Below are 18733 nucleotides of genomic sequence, written 5' to 3' on the forward strand. Positions count from 1 at the left end.
ATGCAGATTCTGTTGGCTAACCCGCGCGGCTTCTGCGCAGGCGTTGACCGCGCTATCAGCATTGTTGAAAACGCGCTGACGCTATACGGCGCGCCGATCTACGTGCGTCATGAAGTCGTGCACAACCGCTATGTTGTCGACAGCCTGCGTCAACGCGGCGCTATTTTTATCGAGCAGATTAGCGAAGTGCCGGACGGTGCCATCCTGATTTTCTCCGCCCACGGCGTCTCTCAGGCCGTTCGCAACGAGGCGAAAAGCCGCGATTTGACGGTTTTTGACGCCACCTGCCCGCTGGTGACCAAAGTGCATATGGAAGTCGCCCGCGCCAGTCGCCGCGGCGAAGAGTCCATTCTGATTGGCCACGCCGGTCATCCGGAAGTTGAAGGCACCATGGGGCAGTACAGCAACCCGCAGGGGGGGATGTACCTGGTGGAATCGCCGGACGATGTCTGGACGCTGGACGTGAAAAACGACGCTAAGCTGTCGTTTATGACCCAGACGACGCTCTCCGTCGACGATACCTCCGACGTGATTGACGCTCTGCGCGAGCGTTTCCCGAAAATCGTCGGGCCGCGTAAAGATGATATCTGCTACGCCACGACTAACCGCCAGGAAGCCGTCCGCGCGCTGGCCGGGCAGGCCGACGTGGTGCTGGTGGTGGGGTCGAAGAACTCCTCGAACTCTAACCGCCTGGCCGAGCTGGCGCAGCGGATGGGGAAAGCGGCCTATCTGATCGACGACGCGACCGATATCCAGGAAGCCTGGGTCAAAGAAGCGGATTGCGTCGGCGTGACCGCGGGCGCATCGGCGCCGGATATCCTGGTACAGAACGTGATTTCGCGTTTGCAGGAGCTGGGCGGCGGCGAAGCGGTGCCGCTGGAAGGCCGCGAAGAGAACATCGTTTTCGAGGTGCCGAAAGAGCTGCGCGTAGATGTCCGTGAAGTAGAGTAAGTTCTTTTCCGCCGCAGTATGAGAAGATGCCAGACTTAACGTCTGGCATTTTTTATGGAGAAACGATGCGCTTACCTATCATTCTGGATACCGATCCCGGCATTGATGACGCCGCGGCGATTGCCGCCGCGCTGTTCGCCCCCGAGCTTGATCTGCAGCTGATGACCACGGTGGCGGGCAACGTGTCGGTGGAGAAAACGACCCGCAACGCCCTTCAGCTTCTGCATTTCTGGAACGCCGATGTTCCCCTGGCCCAGGGCGCGTCGATGCCGCTGGTTCGCCCTCTGCGCGACGCCGCCTCGGTGCACGGCGAGTCCGGTATGGAAGGCTACGATTTCGTTGAACATCACCGCCAGCCGCTGGCGAAACCAGCGTTTCAGGCGATCCGCGACGCGCTGATGCACGCCCCGGAGCCGATGACGCTGGTGGCAATCGGCCCGTTAACCAACATTGCGCTTCTGCTGACCCAGTACCCGGAATGCCGCTTTAATATCCGTCGCCTGGTGATCATGGGCGGCTCCGCCGGGCGCGGCAACTTTACGCCGAATGCGGAATTTAACATCGCCATCGACCCGGAAGCGGCGGCTAAAGTGTTCAACAGCGGGCTGGATATCGTCATGTGCGGGCTGGACGTCACCAATCAGGCGATGCTGGCGCCGGATTACCTCGCTACTCTGCCAACGTTGAATAAGACCGGGAAAATGCTGCACGCGCTGTTTAGCCACTACCGTAGCGGCAGCATGAGCAGCGGGCTGCGTATGCACGACCTGTGCGCGATTGCGTGGTTGGTTCGCCCGCAGCTCTTTACCCTTGAACCGTGCTTTGTGGCGGTAGAAACCCAGGGCACATGGACTTCAGGCACCACGGTGGTTGATATCGAGGGCAGGCTGGGCCAGCCGGCAAATGCACGGGTGGCGCTGGGGATGGACGTCGAAGGATTTCAGCGCTGGGCGGCCGAGGTGATTGCCCTGGCGCCTTAACCGGGGGACGAAGCGGCCGGCGCGGCGCTCAGGTATTGTGAGTGGAATCAACGACGTTGCGCCATAGCGCGCCCGCTTCATCCGTCCACATAAGCAGTAATAGCGAAGCTAACCGTTCTGCCGCCGCGGAGAGAGGTCTGTTCTTTACGCGGATCATACCAAGCGTCCGCCGGATAACCGGCTCCACGAGCGGAACGCTCACGACGGTGCTATTGCCGCTATGGGGCATTGCCAGACAGGGTAGCGCCGAGACGCCCAGTCCGGCTTCGACAAGGCCGAGCGAGGTCGACAAATGCCTGACTTCATAAAACCAATCCAGTCGCCAGGGCTTATCCGCCAGGCATTTCTCTATTAACTGTCGGTTGCCGCTTGATTTCCTGACGCCGATTAAGGTCTGGCTCACCAGTTCCCGCCATTCGACTAATTTTCGACACGCCAGAGGGTGGTCTTGCCGACAGGCCAGAACAAAAGGTTCATTCACCAGGGGGATAAAATCGATGTCTGGATATGTGATGAAGTTCATGTTTATTCCAAAATCAACTTCGCCTTTTCGTACCGAGTTCATGCACGTTTCTATACCTTGTTCATAAATTCGTACTTTGATGTTGGGGTAGTTTTTATTAAATTGCACGATAGCGCGCGGTAAAAAGTAAAATACGGCGGTCGGAATGCAAGATAGCGTAACGGTATCATGTAATTGAGACGTTGAATCGTTGAGGTTAAATATTGCCGCATCAAGACTGGAAATCAACGCTTTGGCCTTGGGGAGCAGTATTTTTCCGGCCTGGGTAAGCGCAAGTTTTCGCGTGGTTCGTTCGAATAGCGCAATATTCAGATGACTCTCTATTTTTTTTATCTTTTTGGTGAGTGCCGGCTGCGAGAGGCTGAGCTGCTCGGCGGCTTTGCTAAATGAGCCAAGCTCTGCCACCGTGACAAAGGCTTTCATACCGGATAGTTCATTTTTCATTATTGCTCCGTAGGGTTTAATAAGCGTTGTTCTAAGTAGACGACAAGTCATTATTAAGCAGGCATGCTTTTTTATTAATACTTAGCAGGAATAACTCTTATGGCAAAATTTTATCAACCAGCGAAATTCTTGCAAGTAGAATGCATTGGTAAAATACCTGGCGTGATTTATCTGGCCGTTAATTAAGTAAATAAAAACCTTAAAGAACATAAAACCAATTAAATTCACGCGGCGTTTTATTCAATTCTTCTATTTATTTCTGGCGGATAAGGAACATGCTATGAAGAGCATTCCCTGTGTATTAATGCGTGGAGGGACATCAAAAGGTGCCTTTCTATTAGCAGATGATTTACCCAAGGATATTCAGAAACGTGATGAGTGCTTGTTAACCATAATGGGATCCGGTCACGAGCTGGAGATTGACGGTATTGGCGGAGGGAGCCCGCAAACCAGTAAAGTGGCCATTATTAGCCAATCCCTTAGCGACAAAGCGGATATCGATTATCTGTTTGTTCAGGTCATCGTCAATGAACGGCGGGTGGATACGACGCCAAACTGCGGCAATATGCTGTGCGCGGTTGGTGGCTTTGCCATTGAACATGGGTTGGTTAAGGCGGTGTCGCCGGTTACGCGAGTGCGTATAAGAAATGTGAACACCAATACCTTTGTTGACGCTGACGTTCAAACACCAGATGGAAAGGTTATTTATGAAGGCGATACGCAAATTGATGGCGTTCCAGGCCATGCCGCGCCGGTTGCGCTGACTTTTTTGAATGCCGCGGGCGCAAAATCCGGCCAGCTTTTCCCAACGGGCAATCGTATGGAAGTTTTTGATAATGTGCGAGTGACCTGTATTGATATGGCGATGCCTATGGTGGTGATCCCGGCCCAGAGTCTGGGAAAAACCGGATATGAATCTGCCAGCGAATTAGATCGGGATACAGCCTTACTCAAATCGCTGGAATCTATTCGCCGTCAGGCCGGGAAGGCGATGGGGTTTGGGGATGTGAGCAATATGGTTATCCCTAAACCGGTTCTGATTTCTCCGGCGCTAAGCGGCGGAACGCTAAATGTACGTTATTTTATGCCGCATAACTGTCATAAATCGCTGGCGATTACCGGCGCTATCGGTCTGGCAAGCGCATGTGTTATTCCAGGCACCATTGCGAATGAACTGACGAAGCTATCGGGCGATGGCGTTATTACGGTCGAACACCCCAGCGGGGGGATCGACATCGATTTAAGTCATACCGCTGAGCGCCCGGAGGATATTCGGGCATCGGTTATACGTACCGCGCGGAAAATCCTTTCAGGAACGGTTTACATCCCCGAATAAATATCCACCCTCCGATTATCTATCAATCCACCGTAGAAGAGGAGAGGGGAGGCATGTGAATACGTTCAGCAAGCATCCTCAAATATTGAGTGCAGGTAAGGAATGGAAATGCAAAATAATAAATTATGGAAGCTGCTTGTTATTATAGCAATACCGTTACTCATCAGTTTATGCCCGGCGCCGGAAGGATTGTCCACACTTGCCTGGGTATTATCCGGTGTCTATCTGGCAGCGATTGTAGGTTTAGTGATTAAACCGTTTTCTGAACCCGTGGTATTGCTGATCGCCGTTGCGGCATCAATGGTGATTGTGGGCAATTTGGGTGACGGTTCGATAAAAGCCGCCAGCGTATTAAGCGGATACTCATCAGGTACCACCTGGTTAGTTTTTTCTGCATTTACCCTGAGCGCGGCATTTGTGATTACCGGATTGGGTAAAAGAATTGCTTATATTCTTATCGGCAAGATTGGCAGCACGACGTTGGGCCTTGGCTATGTTACCGCTTTTCTTGACCTGATTCTGGCGCCCGCCACGCCGTCGAATACGGCCCGCGCCGGCGGCATCGTCTTACCCATAATCAATAGCGTCGCCGTCGCCTTAGGGCCAGAGCCGGAGCGGAGCGCGAAGCGCGTAGGCCACTACCTCATGCTGAACATCTATATGGTCACTAAAACGACCAGCTACATGTTCTTCACCGCCATGGCCGGGAATATCCTCGCGCTGAAAATGATCGAAGATATTTGCCACATAAAATTGAGCTGGGGAGGATGGGCGCTGGCCGCAGGACTACCTGGCATCATTATGTTGCTGCTGACGCCGCTGATTACCTACAAGCTGTATCCGCCAGAATTAAAGCGGGTTGATAATAAAAAGATCGCTCAGACAGGCATAGACGCTTTGGGGCCGATGACGGTGCGGGAGAAGATGCTGTCTTGCCTCTTTGTTCTTGCGCTCGGCGGTTGGGTATTCAGCAGCGCCCTTGGGGTCAATGAGTCTACCGTTGCAATCTGCGTAATGGCGCTGATGCTGGTATTGAAAATCGTCACCTGGGATGACGTGATTAAGAATAAAGGAGGATGGAATACGCTCATCTGGTACGGGGGCATTATTGGTTTAAGCTCATTGCTCTCTAAGGTTGGATTTTTCGTATGGCTAGCAGAGGCGCTTAAAAATAATATTTCCTTTGATGGCCACGGCAATATCGCTTTTATTGTGATTGTCGCACTGAGCATATTGGTTCGTTATTTCTTCGCATCAGGGAGTGCTTATATTGTCGCGATGGTACCGGTCTTTGCCATGCTGGCGAATGTTTCTGGCGCACCGATAATGCTCACCGCGCTCGCGCTATTATTCAGCAACTCTTATGGGGGCATGGTAACCCACTACGGCGGTGCGGCAGGGCCAGTTATTTTTGGCGTTGGCTATAATGATATCAAATCATGGTGGATTATTGGTGGGATATTAGCATTGCTGACTTTTATTCTGCAAATCACCCTCGGGGTATGGTGGTGGGAGATGTTAATCTCCTGGGGGGTAATTTAAATAATCTTTAAGGAGATGAAGGTTTGCCCGGGCATCCTCTGATGCCCGGGGGGAAGTCCTCTTATTAAGAAAACATAGCCTTTTAGCAAGGTGAGGTGCGATATATTTATGTCTCCAGTTACGATTACGTTGTCGCTATTGGTTTTTTCTATTGTCATGTTTGTTTGGGAAAAAATACCTTTAGCGGTAACGGCCATGATTGTTTGTATTACTCTGGTGGTGACCGGGGTTTTTGATGTCAAAACGGCTTTTGCCGGTTTTATTAATCAAAATGTGATTTTGTTTGTGGCTATGTTTGTGGTTGGCGGCGCCTTATTCGAAACCGGGGTGACGGATAAAATTGGTAGTATGGTTACACGCTACGCCAGGACAGAAAAGCAACTGATAGTCGTCATTATGCTGGTCTGCGGAACGCTTTCCGGGCTGCTATCCAATACCGGCACGGCGGCGGTCCTCATTCCTGTGGTGATTGGCGCAGCGATGAAATCAGGATATGCCCGGTCGCGCTTGCTTATGCCGCTGGCTTTTGCCTCGGCGCTGGGGGGAAATTTATCGCTGATCGGCTCACCCGGCAATCTGATCGCACAGTCGGCGCTGGAGCAGGTTGGTCAACGCTTCGGGTTTTTTGAATATGCTAAGCTAGGCATTCCAATGCTGGCCTGCGGCATACTCTATTTTGTGACGATCGGCTATCGCATATTGCCAAAAACGAATGCGGCCCAGCCTCAACGTGTTAATAATATTAAAGCGCAGGCATGCCCGAAATATAAGCAGGTGATTGCGCTATCGGTATTAATCCTGACCGTACTGGGCATGATTTTCGAAAAACAGCTGGGTTTGCCGATTGCGATCGTCGGTTCAATTGGCGCATTGTCGTTGATTGTGACCCGGGTCATTACGGAAAAACAGGCTTACCAGGCTATCGACTCGCAGACGATTTTCCTATTCGGCGGCACTCTGGCATTAGCGAAAGCGCTGGAAACCACCGGCGCTGGCGCCATTATGGCGCGCTCAATTATCGCGTTATTAGGCCAGCAGGCGTCGCCTTTCTTACTTCTGAGCGCCGTATTGATAATCTCCTGCGCGTTAACCAATTTCATGTCGAATACGGCAACTGCCGCTTTATTAATGCCGATTGGCCTGTCTATTGCTCACTCTATGGGCGCCGATCCCCGGGCGGTGTTAATGGCGATTGTTATCGGCTGTTCATGTGCTTACGCAACGCCGGTGGGCACCCCGGCCAATATGATGATTTTTTCCGCGGGTGGCTACAAATTTGTCGATTACGTTAAGGTTGGATTGCCGCTTATTTTGATATCGGTCATTGTCAGCTTTATTTTGCTGCCTGTTTTCTTCCCATTTTATTAATCGCGGTCAGCCATTTTTACCGAATGGCTAATGTCAGGCGTGTTTTTTCAACATCTAAGGATATATGTGATGATTAAATTGTATGACCACGGAGTCTATATATCACACCAGCACGGTATTATTGCTGCTGATAAGGGGTCAGTCGCGTTAGAGAAGCATGAGGCACGCAAGGGAACGATCTCGTGGTCGATCCTCTCCGCCCATAATACTTCAGGGAATGAACAGCAGTTAAAAATTAAATTTGATTCAATGGCCTCCCACGATATTACTTTTGTCGGCATCATCCAGACTGCGAAGGCCTCGGGAATGGAACGTTTTCCATTACCCTATGTTCTGACGAATTGCCATAATTCGCTTTGCGCTGTCGGCGGCACTATCAACAGCGACGATCATATATTTGGTTTGTCCTCAGCGCAAAAATATGGCGGCATTTATGTCCCGCCCCATATCTCAGTTATTCATCAATATATGCGCGAGATGATGGCCGGCGGTGGGAAAATGATCCTGGGCTCAGACAGCCATACGCGCTATGGCGCTTTAGGGACCATGGCGGTTGGTGAGGGGGGCGGCGAGTTGGTTAAGCAACTGCTCGGAGAGACCTGGGATATTGATTATCCTGAGATTGTCGCCGTGTATTTGACAGGAAAACCCTCGCCCGGCGTTGGTCCTCAGGATATTGCCCTGGCGATAATTGGCGCGGTGTTCGAGCGCGGTTATGTGAAAAATAAAGTTATGGAGTTTGTGGGGCCGGGCGTGGCGACAATGTCTACCGACTTCAGGAATAGCGTAGATGTAATGACCACGGAGACCACCTGTTTATCGTCCATCTGGCAAACGGATGAAGAGACAAAAAACTACCTGCGTATTCACGGCAGGGAACAAGACTATTGTCCGCTCTCAGCAAAAGAGATGGCCTACTATGATGGCTGCATAGAAGTGAATTTAAGCACCATCAAGCCGATGATCGCCTTGCCTTTTCACCCTGCCAACGTCTATGAAATAGATACGCTTAATGAGAATTTGCAGGATATTTTGCACGAGATTGAGATTGCGGCGGATAACATTTCCCAGGGACGCGCCAGGCTCTCTCTGCTGGATAAAGTCGAACATGGGAAGCTGCGGATTCAGCAGGGGATCATCGCCGGCTGCGCTGGCGGAAATTATGTTAACGTGGTCGAAGCGGCTCATGCCTTGAAAAATCACGCCTGCGGTGACAACGTTTTCTCTCTCTCGATATATCCCTCATCCCAGCCGGTGCTGATGGATCTGACCAAAAAAGGGATAACGACCGATTTATTAAGCGCTGGCGCGATTATGCGTACCGCATTTTGCGGCCCCTGCTTCGGCGCAGGCGACACGCCCATGCATAATGGACTGAGCATTCGCCACACGACGCGTAATTTTCCCAACCGGGAAGGGTCCAAACCCGGGAATGGGCAAATGTCGGCCGTTGCGCTGATGGATGCCCGCTCCATAGCGGCGACGGCTGCCAATGGGGGCGTGCTGACATCGGCTTCCGCGCTCGATTGCTGGGAAGACATTCCGCAGTATGAATTTGATGCTTCACCTTATCGGAGCCGGGTTTATCAAGGGTTTATTAAAGGAGCGTCCCGGCAATCGCTGATCTACGGCCCCAATATAAAAGACTGGCCGGAGATGAGTGAGCTAACGGACAATATTTTGTTAAACGTGACCTCAAAAATCATGGATCCGGTGACCACCACCGATGAACTGATTCCATCAGGTGAAACCTCATCATTTCGTTCCAATCCGTTAGGGCTGGCTGAGTTTACCCTTTCGCGGCGCGATCCGGGCTATGTCGGCCGTAGTAAGAAGATTGCGGCGCTGGAAAAATTACGGATCGAGGGGGACGATCCTTGTCGCCTGGAGCCGCAGCTTGAGGCGGTTTTTTCCCGGATCCGCCAACTGCCGGGGCAGGAAAACGTCACGCTTGAGCAGACGGAGATTGGCAGCATGGTTTATGCGGTTAAACCCGGCGATGGTTCCGCACGAGAGCAAGCCGCCAGCTGCCAGAGAGTCCTTGGTGGCCTGGCAAATATTGCCCAACAGTATGCCACGAAGCGCTATCGTTCGAACGTGATTAACTGGGGAATGCTGCCATTGCAGATGAAGGCGCTGCCGGAGTTTGAGGTCGGCGACTTCATCTATATCCCGGGGATCAGGTCAGCCCTGGAAACCGATCTGCATCAGATTACCGCGTTCGTGATCGGCCACGATCGCCCCATTAAAGAGATCTCTCTTTACATGGAGGGGCTCAACTCAGCAGAGCGGGAGATAATTAAGGCGGGAAGCCTGATTAATTATAATAAATTACGCTTAACAACCCACCATCAGTAAACGATATTGATCATCAAGATGAATCAATGGGGGTGATATCGCATCCCCGTTTTTATTCATAGCCGCTTATTCCGTGGTTTTCGATCGCGGCGCTAAAGCTGGGCTGCCTGATGCCGGCTTCATCTTCTCGCTAAGATAATCAATCATCGCCCGCATTCTGGCGGGCATATGCTTATTGCCCGACCACAGTAGCCAGAGCTGGCCAGAATAGCGGCTGATAAACTCCCACTCCGGTAAAACCTGCACAATCTCGCCGCGCGCCAGCGCCTCACGGGCGGTAAACAGCGGCAGGCTGCCGATGCCCAGATTCTGCTTCACGGCATCAAGGCGCACGGCCGTATGGTTGGCGGCGTAGCGGCCGTGAGTCTGAATCGTTTCCGTTTTCCCCCCGCGGCGGAACTTCCAGCGCGAATCTGCGGGCGTCTCGCCAAGGCTGATACAGCTATGTTCGCGCAGATCCTGCGGCGTTTGCGGCGTGCCATAGTGCTCCAGATAGCCGGGCGTCGCGCAGATGACGTGGCTGATGGTCATCAAAGGCTTACCGTGCAGCCCCGGCGAGGGGGTAGGGGTGATACGCAGCGCCAGATCGATGCCATCATCAATAAAATCGAGAACCCGATCCTCAAGCCGCAGACAGACGTCGATCTTCGGGTAGCGGTTAAAAAATTCCAGCATCAGCGGGTGAATGGCAAACCGTCCCACGGCTTTCGGCACGCTGAGCGTGAGCTTGCCCTGCGCCACCGCCTGGGTACTGCTGGCGGAGTCCATGGCCATACGCGCCGATTCCAGCATCTCCAGCGCATGTTCATACACCATTTTCCCGGCATCGCTGAGGCGCAGCTTGCGCGTGGTGCGGTGCAGCAGCTTGCAGCCCATCTCCTGCTCCAGGCGCGAGACGCTGCGGCTGATCGCCGAAGGCGTTGCGCCGGCCTGGCGTGCGACGGCGGAGAAGCTGCCCTGTTCCACAATCTGTACGAACAGGGCGAGGTCGGGCAGTAGGCTCAGATTCATTTGTGCTTCCGGAGCAAAATTGCGTTGATGTCAGGCGGGATTATCGCCGCCAGCAATATCAATATACTGTCCTGACAGAGAGGAGGACAACCATGACTGAACGCCTTTATTACACCAGCGACGCCGAGGAATGCCTTGCGCAAGTCGTCAACTGCCTGAGCGAAGCCGATGGCCGCTATGCCATTGAGCTGGATCGCACGCTGTTTCACCCGCAGGGCGGCGGGCAGCCGGCGGATCGTGGCTGGATTGCCGGCCTCGCTGTCGAGGGCGTGGTTAGCCGCGGCGATAGCGTGGCGCATATCGTTTCACAGCCGCTGCCGGCCGGCGAGGTCACGATCCGCATCGATCCAGAGAGCCGGCGGCTGCACGCGCGTCTGCACTCCGCCGGGCACGCGCTTGCCCAGGCCGGGGAGCTGTCGGGCTGGCAGCCGATCAAAGGACATCACTGGCCGGGAGAAAGCCGTATTATTTTTGCCCCAGGCGCGCATGGCGGGCTGCCCGAGGCCAGCGCGCTGCTGGAAAAAGTTGAGTCCTGGCAGGCAGACAATTTACCGCGTCAGCTTACTTTTGCCGATGGCCTGCGCAAGGTCGGGTTCGGCGACATGCAGAGCTATCCCTGCGGCGGGACGCACGTGGCCAGCCTGTCCGAACTGGGTAAAGTCGTCATTTCCCAAGTGAAGATGAAAAAAGGGCAAATTATTGTCAGCTACACGGTGGAATAAGCGAGTGAAAGGAGATGCACACTCAACAGGGCATCTCCTGGTGCTTAAATATGCGCAGGATGTTTACCGTGATAAATCCGCTCCGGTCTGCCGACTTTGCCATAGCTGATTTCAGCCTCAAGGAAATCGTTTTTAACGCCCTGCTCAAGGTAGCGGCGGGCGGTGGTTTTACTACTGCCGAGAATACGGGCCAGGGTGTCTGCGGTATGGACCGTTTCCGGGTCGGCAAAGAGCTGTAATACCCGATTAAAGGTGCTCTCATCAATACCCCGCAGCGGAGAACCTGCGGCTTCCGCGTGCTCTTTTGCCTGGATATTGAACAGGGCGTCAACATGGGTCTGGCTTGCCTGCTCGCTTGAGCGAAGAGAGCTGCGATAGCGGGCAAAACGCTCAAGCGTATGCTGCAGGCGCTGATAGTGAACGGGTTTAATCAGGTAATCAAAAACGCCCATCCGCAGGGCTTCGCTGATGGTATCCATATGGTTGTCGGCGGTGATGAAAATGATGCGCCCTTTATAATGAGTATTGACGGCGTGGCGGATCAAATCGAGTCCTTTGCCATCGGGTAAGAAGTTATCCAGCAGGGTGAGCTGGGGCTGATAGAGGCGAAGCATCTTTTTTGCGCTTTCCAGTTTATCCGCAATGCCAATGACTTCGAACTGGGGAAATTGCTTGATGGTATCCACCAGAATTTCCGCCAGCATAGGTTCGTCTTCAACGATGAGAGTGGTGATGCTATCCATGGTGTTCATCTCGGGTCAGGGGGATATAAAGGGTAAAAATAGTGCCAAAAGGGATGTTGTCATCGACGACGATATTGCCGCCCGCCTGCTCAACGTAGCTGCGAACCAGCCAGAGTCCGATGCCGTGATCGCCGCTGTCGCTGCTGGTCACGCCGCGTTCAAAAATACGATCGCGCAGCGATTCCTCAATCCCGCAGCCCTGGTCGGCGATCTCGACGATCGCTTCGCCGCCCTCGCTGTTGATCAGGCATTCGATCTGCTTTGAACCTGCCGGCTGACGTAGGGCGGCGTTGTAGGCGTTATCCAGCAAATTGCCGACGATCGAGATCCATTCATTATGCGACAGCGAAGAGGGGAGGGTTTCAACGTGACAGGCGGGATCGAAGACCAGCTCTAATCCGAGCTCTTTGGCGCGGTAATATTTGCCGATCAGCAGCCCGGCAAGGTGGTTCACTTTAAAATTGCGGGCAATAAAATCGAGCACTTTCTGGTGGCTCTCAGACTGCTGCTGAATAAGATCCAGCGCGTTATCGTAGCGTTTTAAAAACAGCAGCCCGGCAATGGTGGAGATCAGATTGCGATGCTCGTGCTGTACGGCGCGCAGGTTATCCGCGTACTGCTGGACCTGGCTGAGCTGCAGGCTCAGAGTGTTGATATCGTCTTTACTGCGAAAGCTAATGACCCAGCCCTGGGGCTCGTTATTAAGCGTGACGGCCATACGGCTGGCGATCACTTTAATCTGATTAAAAGTGACGATTTCGTCTTTTTTATTTGTCTGCGGCGCGTCATAGAAGAATGCCTCCTGAGAGATCACGCTGCTGATGCTTTTGCCAATCAGAATGGTTTCCGGCTGGCTCAGGTTTAATAGCCTCCTTGCGGTTTGATTGATGGCGGTAATTCGGTAGTGGGAGTCAATAGCTATCAGCCCCTCAAAGACCGATTCAAACAGGACGCTCTGCTGGATAAGCAGCTGTGAGAGCTGCTGTGGTTCCATATTCAGCATCTGTTTTTTGATATGCAGCGAGAAGCGCCGGGCGCAGTAGAGCAGCAGAAGCAGCATGATCGCCATCGGGATCATCAGCGATCCGATTTGCAGACTCAGCCAGTTTTCTAACTGTTCGATGGTGTAGCCCACCGATACAATACCGATCACCTTCCCGGTGCTGTCCTGGATCGGCGACTTGCCGCGTAATGACGAACCGAGCGATCCTTTACGCACCGACACGTAGCTTTTGGCGTTATACAGCGCCTCGTCGCTGTCTCCGCCTTCCATCGATTTACCGATTTCCTCTGGATTCACGTGATACAGGCGCCGGCCTTTCGCGTCACCGACGGTGATATAGGTGGCGTCGGAAAACGATCGCATCGGGTCGATAAGTTCTTTAATGCGCGGTAAATCGTGCTTTTCTACCGCGTCAACCAGTTCAGGCATGGCGGAGATCTGCATGGCCTGAATCAGCGCGCGCTGTCCTACCTGGTAATGCAGGCGTTCCTCCGTAATGCTGGTGAGATACCATGACATGGCCAGCATCACGATTGTCGAGGTAAACAGGATCAACAGGAAGATGCGGTTCTGAAACGAACGTCGGGCAAACCAGTGCGTGATTTTTCGGGCAAACATTGGGCGAATTGACATCAAAAGGTCATTTTCTCTTTTTTAGGGGCCGACGGCGCTGAATCGGCCCACAGATTTACTGATTTCAGAACTCATCCAGTAGGAATACGACGTTTTACGTACCACCCGATCGGGCTTTTGCGCCGTAGCCTGGGGTATTTCCCGGAGGCGGCGCGCGGCGCCCGTCCGGGCGGGTAGCCCGGCTAAGCGCAGCGCGAGCCGGGAACAACGAGTTTTTACATCGCCAGCACGTACTTGAGCATCACCCCGGCGGCAATCGCCGAGCCAATCACCCCCGCCACGTTCGGGCCCATCGCGTGCATCAGCAGGAAGTTCTGCGCGTCCGACTCCAGACCCACTTTGTTTGACACCCTGGCCGCCATCGGCACCGCCGACACCCCGGCCGAGCCAATCAGCGGGTTGATTTTGTTCCGGCTGCACAGGTTCAGCAGCTTTGCCATCAGCACCCCCGCCGCCGTCCCCACGCAGAACGCAATCACCCCCAGCACCAGTATCCCCAGCGTCTGCGGCTGCAGGAACTTGTCCGCCACCAGCTTGGCCCCCACCGACAGCCCGAGGAAAATGGTCACGATATTTATCAGCCCGTTCTGCACCGTGTCGCTCAGGCGCTCCACCACCCCGCTCTCGCGCATCAGGTTGCCGAAGCAGAACATCCCCAGCAGCGGCGCCGCGTCCGGCAGCAGCAGCGCCACCAGCAGCAGCAGCACCGCCGGAAAGAGGATTTTTTCCCGCTTACTCACCGTGCGCAGCTGCACCATGCGGATTTTCCGCTCCTTCTCGCTGGTCAGCGCCTTCATAATCGGCGGCTGGATTAACGGCACCAGCGCCATATACGAGTACGCCGCCACCGCGATGGCCCCGAGTAATTCCGGCGCCAGCTTGCCCGACAGATAAATCGCCGTCGGGCCGTCCGCGCCGCCGATGATGCCGATGGCCGCCGCCTGCGGCAGGGTGAAGCTGATGATGCCGAAGTAGTTCAGCGTCAGCGCCCCCAGCACCGTGGCGAAGATGCCGAACTGCGCCGCCGCCCCCAGCAGCAGGGTCCGCGGGTTGGCCAGCAGCGGGCCGAAGTCGGTCATCGCCCCGACGCCCATAAAAATCACCAGCGGGGCGATACCCGAGCCGATGGCGACCTTATAGAAGATGGCCAGCACCCCGGCGGAGTAGCCCATATCCGCGGCGAGGTCCTCCATCTGCCCCTGCACCGACGGCAGCGCCAGCGCCAGCGCCTCCCTGATGGCGTGGACATCCGGCGTACAGTGGAGCTTCGCGGCAATCACCGCCAGCTGCCCGGCGTCGTGGTGCGCCAGCAGGCTCTCCAGGGCGGTCAGCGCCAGCCCGGCCTCCGGGATATTCGACAGCAGGCCGCCGAAGCCAATCGGCAGCAGCAGCAGCGGCTCGAACTTCCTCGCGATGGCCAGCCACAGCAGCAGCAGGCTCACCAGCAGCATGACGGCCTGGCCGGCGCCGAGGTGCATCAGCCCCATGCCCTGAATCAGGGCGTTCAGACTTTCCATTTCCGTTCCTCTTCCTTACGCCAGGCTCAGCAGGGTGTCGCCCACCGCCACTGCGTCCCCGGATTTCACCGCGATACCGCGCACGGTCCCGGCCTGCGCGGCGCGGATTTCGGTTTCCATCTTCATGGCTTCCAGAATCAGCAGCACGTCGCCCTCGCCCACCGCCTGGCCTTCCGTGGCAGTGACCTTCCAGATGGTGCCCGCCAGCGGCGCGGTCACCGGGGTGCCGGCACCTGCCGGGGCGGCTGCGGGGGCCGTGGCCTGAACGGGGGCCGCTGCCGTCAGCGGGCTGATATCGCCGCCGTCGCTGACCTTCACCACAAAGGCCTTGCCTTCCACTTCCACGGTGTAGACGCCGGAGGCGGCCGGTTTCTCTGCTTTCACAGCAGGTTTGACCTCTTCAGCCTGAGGCAGCGGCTCGAACGCCGCCGGGTTATGGCGGTTCTCAAGGAACTTCAGGCCGACCTGCGGGAACAGGGCCACGGTGAGCACGTCGTCGATGGCGTTATCGGCAAGCTGAATATTCTTCTCCTGCGCCTGGCGCTTCACGTCGGCTTCCAGCTGCGCCAGTTCCGGCTTCAGCAGGTCCGCCGGACGGCAGGTGATGGCCTCTGCTCCGTCCAGCACGCGCGCCTGTAATGCCGCGTTGACCGGCACCGGGGTGTGGCCGTACTCGCCCTTCAGTATTCCGGCGGTCTCCTTCGCGATGGTTCTGTAGCGTTCGCCGGTCAGCACGTTAAGCACCGCCTGGGTGCCGACAATCTGCGAGGTCGGGGTGACCAGCGGGATAAAGCCGAGGTCCTCGCGCACGCGGGGGATTTCCGCCAGCACCTCATCCAGACGGTGGGCGGCGTTCTGCTGCTTCAGCTGGCCCTCGAGGTTGGTGAGCATCCCGCCCGGCACCTGGGCCACGAGGATACGGCTGTCGGTGCCCTTCAGCTGGCCTTCAAAGGCGTGGTATTTCCTGCGTACCTCGCGGAAGTACGCCGCGATGCTCTCAAGCCTGAGGATATCCAGCCCGGTGTCATGTTTTGTGCCTGCCAGCGTCGCCACCAGCGCTTCGGTGGCCGGGTGGCCGTAGGTGGCGCTCATGGAAGAGATGGCGGTATCGACACCGTCGACGCCGGCCTCGATGGCCTTCAGCAGGGCCATTTCCGCCATCCCGGTGGTGGCATGAGCATGCAGGTGCAGCCTGACGTCATAGCGTTTTTTGATTTCGCTCACCAGCTCGAAGGCCGCCATCGGGGTGAGAATGCCGGACATGTCCTTAATCGCGATGGAATCGACGCCGGTCTCCAGCAGCTGTTCGGTCAGGTCGAGCCAGGTCTGCAAGGTATGGGCCGGACTGGTGGTGTAGGAGAGCGTGCCCTGGGCGTGGGCGCCGTGGCTGCGCACCGCCTGCAGGGCGGCCTGCATATTGCGCGGGTCGTTCATGGCGTCGAAGACGCGGAACACGTCCATGCCGTTTTTGACGGCGCGCTCGACGAAACGCTGCACCACGTCATCGGCGTAGTGGCGGTAGCCGAGCAGGTTCTGGCCGCGGAGCAGCATCTGCAGCGGGGTCTTCGGCATGGCCTTTTTGAGCTCGCGCAGGCGGACCCAGGGGTCCTCGCCGAGGAAGCGGATGCAGGCGTCAAAGGTGGCGCCGCCCCAGCATTCAAGGGACCAGTAGCCCGCGTCGTCGAGGGTGGCCGCAATGGGGAGCATATCGTCGAGACGCAGGCGGGTGGCGAAAAGGGACTGGTGGGCGTCGCGCAGGACGACATCGGTAATGGCAACGGTCATGGATTCCTCCGTGAATTAAGGGTTAAGTCGGCGATGGTGGTGGATAGCGGCGGCAATCAGCGGCTTTAAGCGGGCGAAGTCGTCAGCGGGCGCGGCGGCGACGGATGCGGCCTTCGGCGCAGGAGCCGGTTCCGGGAAGAAGCGGTTGACGGCGGCGGACATGCCGCGGATGGCGAAAATCAGCAGAAACAGAAACGCCAGCACGAACCCCATGCCGAGGAACATCAGGGTGAAGCCTTCACCCAGCAGTACAGCTTCAGTCATTGAAAGACCCTAAAGTAAGGGCACGACGGCGTGTTTGAAGGCTAACCAAACGATACTTCCGGCTAAGGAGTAGGGTGGATTTCCCGAAGCCGCCCCCGGCTCTGGACCCTAAAGAGCACCGCTGTGGTTGACGCTCAAACATCGCCATCGTGCGTGTTGGTTACATCATCATGCCGAACACAATGCTGGCGATGACCAGCACAATACCGCCGCCCAGACGGGAGGAGATTTGCGCATAAGAGATAAGATTCATACGGTTACAGGCAGAGAGCACTTCCAGATCGCCCGAGCCGCCGCGGTTGGCCATGCACAGACCGGCGGTGATCGCGGACTCAATCGGGAAGAAGCCAATCATCCAGCCGCCGATGGCCGCCCCGACGACCGCACCCACCACGATCACCGCCGCGATGATGACGTTCGCGAAGGTAATCGCGTCGATAATTTCCTGCAGGTCGGTGTAGCACACGCCGACGCCGACCATCAGTACCCACAGCAGCTGCTTAGAGAAGAAGTCAGACAGGCGTTTGGCGCCAGCTTTAATCTCCGGTGAGCAGAGGCCGGAAGCGTTCAGCGCCGCGACGATCAGCACCATCCAGGCGAAATAGTGGATAGAGACGCCGCCAATGCTTGGCAAAATTTTCTTGGCAATAACGTAGGCCAGCAGGAAACAGGTGGTGGCGAGCACCAGGCCGACGGCGGTTTCGCGATGGGTAATCTGGCCCGCTTTTTCATCGTCTTCGACTTTAAAGGAGGCTTTACGCACCAGTTCGCCTTCACCGCTCAGCCAGGTGTGTTTTTTACCGATAATATCGAGAAGTGCAGCAAAGACGATGGCAAAGATGTTGGCGATGGTCAGGATAGCAATCGCGGTGGAGTAGTACTCTTCACGCGAACGGCCGGTGACGGAGTGATAAATTTCAGACAGCGGCACCGCGCCCGCGCCGTTGCCGCCGCCCATAATCGGCAGGACGTACAGCATCATGATGCGGTCGATGGAGATACCGAAGCACAGACCAATGATAATCCCGAAGATGGATGCGCCGAGGATCCCCATTAAAATGGTCGGAATATAACCCAGCAGAGATTTCAGCAGCAGCTTACGGTTAACCGAGAGGATTGCGCCGGTAATCAATACTGCGATGAATAAGTTCAGGAAGTTACTTTTATCCATCACATTAGTGATTGCATCAATTTCTTTCTGGGTGAAAATGCCGGCGTAAACGAAATAGGCGGCCACGAGGAAGATCATCACCGGCGCGCCGCCGATATATTTATTGAAGATTGGCAGGCGTTTGCCAATTTCGCCAAAAACGGCGCCAATAATAAACATGATCGCGAAGCCACCAACAATGTCGGTCGGCAGGGCATTATAAAAGTGTGAAAGTAGTAAAGTGATTAACGCAAAGGCGTAAAGCGGTAGCGGCATGCCGAAGATTTTAAACCCCAGAATATCGCTAACCCCTTTTTTCTCCGCAGATGGAGCCTGGCTCATATTAGTCATATGACGTCACCCTGTTAAAAAAAGGAATATACACATCATCCTTCAAGCTGCC

At 55.4% G+C, this 18733-nt stretch carries 15 protein-coding genes; 7 read left to right on the forward strand and 8 right to left on the reverse strand.

Annotated features, from left to right (window positions below):
* Together ispH and rihC are read left to right on the forward strand one after the other, a co-directional pair.
* Entirely contained in the window at positions 1 to 951 is a 951-nt protein-coding gene (gene ispH / locus MKleb_RS04165; protein WP_014227866.1) for a 4-hydroxy-3-methylbut-2-enyl diphosphate reductase, read from the forward strand.
* 65 nt (positions 952 to 1016) lie between these two features.
* Entirely contained in the window at positions 1017 to 1931 is a 915-nt protein-coding gene (gene rihC / locus MKleb_RS04170) for a ribonucleoside hydrolase RihC (protein ID WP_163586397.1), read from the forward strand.
* A 28-nt stretch (positions 1932 to 1959) separates the two neighbouring features.
* On the opposite strand, the gene MKleb_RS04175 is transcribed toward rihC, so the two are convergent.
* The gene (locus tag MKleb_RS04175) at positions 1960 to 2898 is read right to left on the reverse strand and encodes a LysR family transcriptional regulator (protein ID WP_004098489.1); all 939 of its coding nucleotides are present in this window, start codon (positions 2896 to 2898) and stop codon (positions 1960 to 1962) included.
* Between the two features lie 280 nt (positions 2899 to 3178).
* Here MKleb_RS04175 and MKleb_RS04180 point away from each other — a divergent pair, with 280 nt between their 5' ends.
* The 4 genes from MKleb_RS04180 (at position 3179) to MKleb_RS04195 (ending at position 9502) form a co-directional block, all read left to right on the forward strand.
* Entirely contained in the window at positions 3179 to 4234 is a 1056-nt protein-coding gene (locus MKleb_RS04180) for a 4-oxalomesaconate tautomerase (protein WP_217076490.1), read from the forward strand.
* A 108-nt stretch (positions 4235 to 4342) separates the two neighbouring features.
* Complete coding sequence (locus MKleb_RS04185) at positions 4343 to 5776, forward strand: anion permease (protein WP_217076491.1); 1434 nt, start codon at positions 4343 to 4345, stop codon at positions 5774 to 5776.
* Positions 5777 to 5884: 108 nt separating this feature from the next.
* Positions 5885 to 7144 carry an SLC13 family permease gene (locus tag MKleb_RS04190; protein WP_064406661.1) on the forward strand — a complete coding sequence of 420 codons (1260 nt, stop codon included), beginning with the start codon at positions 5885 to 5887 and terminating at the stop codon, positions 7142 to 7144.
* Between the two features lie 69 nt (positions 7145 to 7213).
* Complete coding sequence (locus MKleb_RS04195; protein WP_217076492.1) at positions 7214 to 9502, forward strand: hydratase; 2289 nt, start codon at positions 7214 to 7216, stop codon at positions 9500 to 9502.
* A gap of 66 nt (positions 9503 to 9568) precedes the next feature.
* On the opposite strand, the gene MKleb_RS04200 is transcribed toward MKleb_RS04195, so the two are convergent.
* Positions 9569 to 10513 (reverse strand): LysR family transcriptional regulator, encoded by a 945-nt coding sequence (locus tag MKleb_RS04200; protein WP_046878536.1) that lies wholly within the window; start codon positions 10511 to 10513, stop codon positions 9569 to 9571.
* Positions 10514 to 10605: 92 nt separating this feature from the next.
* Between MKleb_RS04200 and MKleb_RS04205 the strand changes: the two genes are divergently transcribed.
* The gene (locus MKleb_RS04205; protein WP_163586400.1) at positions 10606 to 11235 is read left to right on the forward strand and encodes an alanyl-tRNA editing protein; all 630 of its coding nucleotides are present in this window, start codon (positions 10606 to 10608) and stop codon (positions 11233 to 11235) included.
* Between the two features lie 44 nt (positions 11236 to 11279).
* Here the strand turns inward: MKleb_RS04205 and MKleb_RS04210 are convergent, their stop codons facing one another.
* The 6 genes from MKleb_RS04210 to citS all read right to left on the reverse strand — a co-directional run bounded on the left by MKleb_RS04210 (position 11280) and on the right by citS (position 18681).
* On the reverse strand, positions 11280 to 11978 hold the full coding sequence (locus MKleb_RS04210; protein ID WP_004098499.1) for a citrate response regulator transcription factor CitB: 699 nt from the start codon (positions 11976 to 11978) through the stop codon (positions 11280 to 11282).
* Positions 11971 to 13599: a citrate sensor histidine kinase CitA gene (locus tag MKleb_RS04215; protein WP_014227876.1), complete on the reverse strand. Its 1629-nt coding sequence runs from the start codon at positions 13597 to 13599 to the stop codon at positions 11971 to 11973. The genes MKleb_RS04210 and MKleb_RS04215 overlap by 8 nt, the downstream gene beginning before the upstream one ends.
* A 230-nt stretch (positions 13600 to 13829) precedes the next feature.
* Positions 13830 to 15131, reverse strand: a complete 1302-nt coding sequence (locus MKleb_RS04220; protein ID WP_025108511.1) for an oxaloacetate decarboxylase subunit beta — start codon at positions 15129 to 15131, stop codon at positions 13830 to 13832.
* 15 nt (positions 15132 to 15146) lie between these two features.
* Positions 15147 to 16916, reverse strand: a complete 1770-nt coding sequence (oadA, locus tag MKleb_RS04225) for a sodium-extruding oxaloacetate decarboxylase subunit alpha (RefSeq protein WP_217076493.1) — start codon at positions 16914 to 16916, stop codon at positions 15147 to 15149.
* A gap of 15 nt (positions 16917 to 16931) precedes the next feature.
* Positions 16932 to 17180 carry an oxaloacetate decarboxylase subunit gamma gene (locus tag MKleb_RS04230; RefSeq protein ID WP_025106464.1) on the reverse strand — a complete coding sequence of 83 codons (249 nt, stop codon included), beginning with the start codon at positions 17178 to 17180 and terminating at the stop codon, positions 16932 to 16934.
* 160 nt (positions 17181 to 17340) lie between these two features.
* Entirely contained in the window at positions 17341 to 18681 is a 1341-nt protein-coding gene (citS, locus tag MKleb_RS04235) for a citrate/sodium symporter CitS (protein WP_025106465.1), read from the reverse strand.
* Positions 18682 to 18733: the final 52 nt, after the last annotated feature.

The sequence above is a fragment of the Klebsiella sp. PL-2018 genome, from assembly GCF_019048985.1.
Lineage (GTDB): Bacteria > Pseudomonadota > Gammaproteobacteria > Enterobacterales > Enterobacteriaceae > Klebsiella > Klebsiella michiganensis.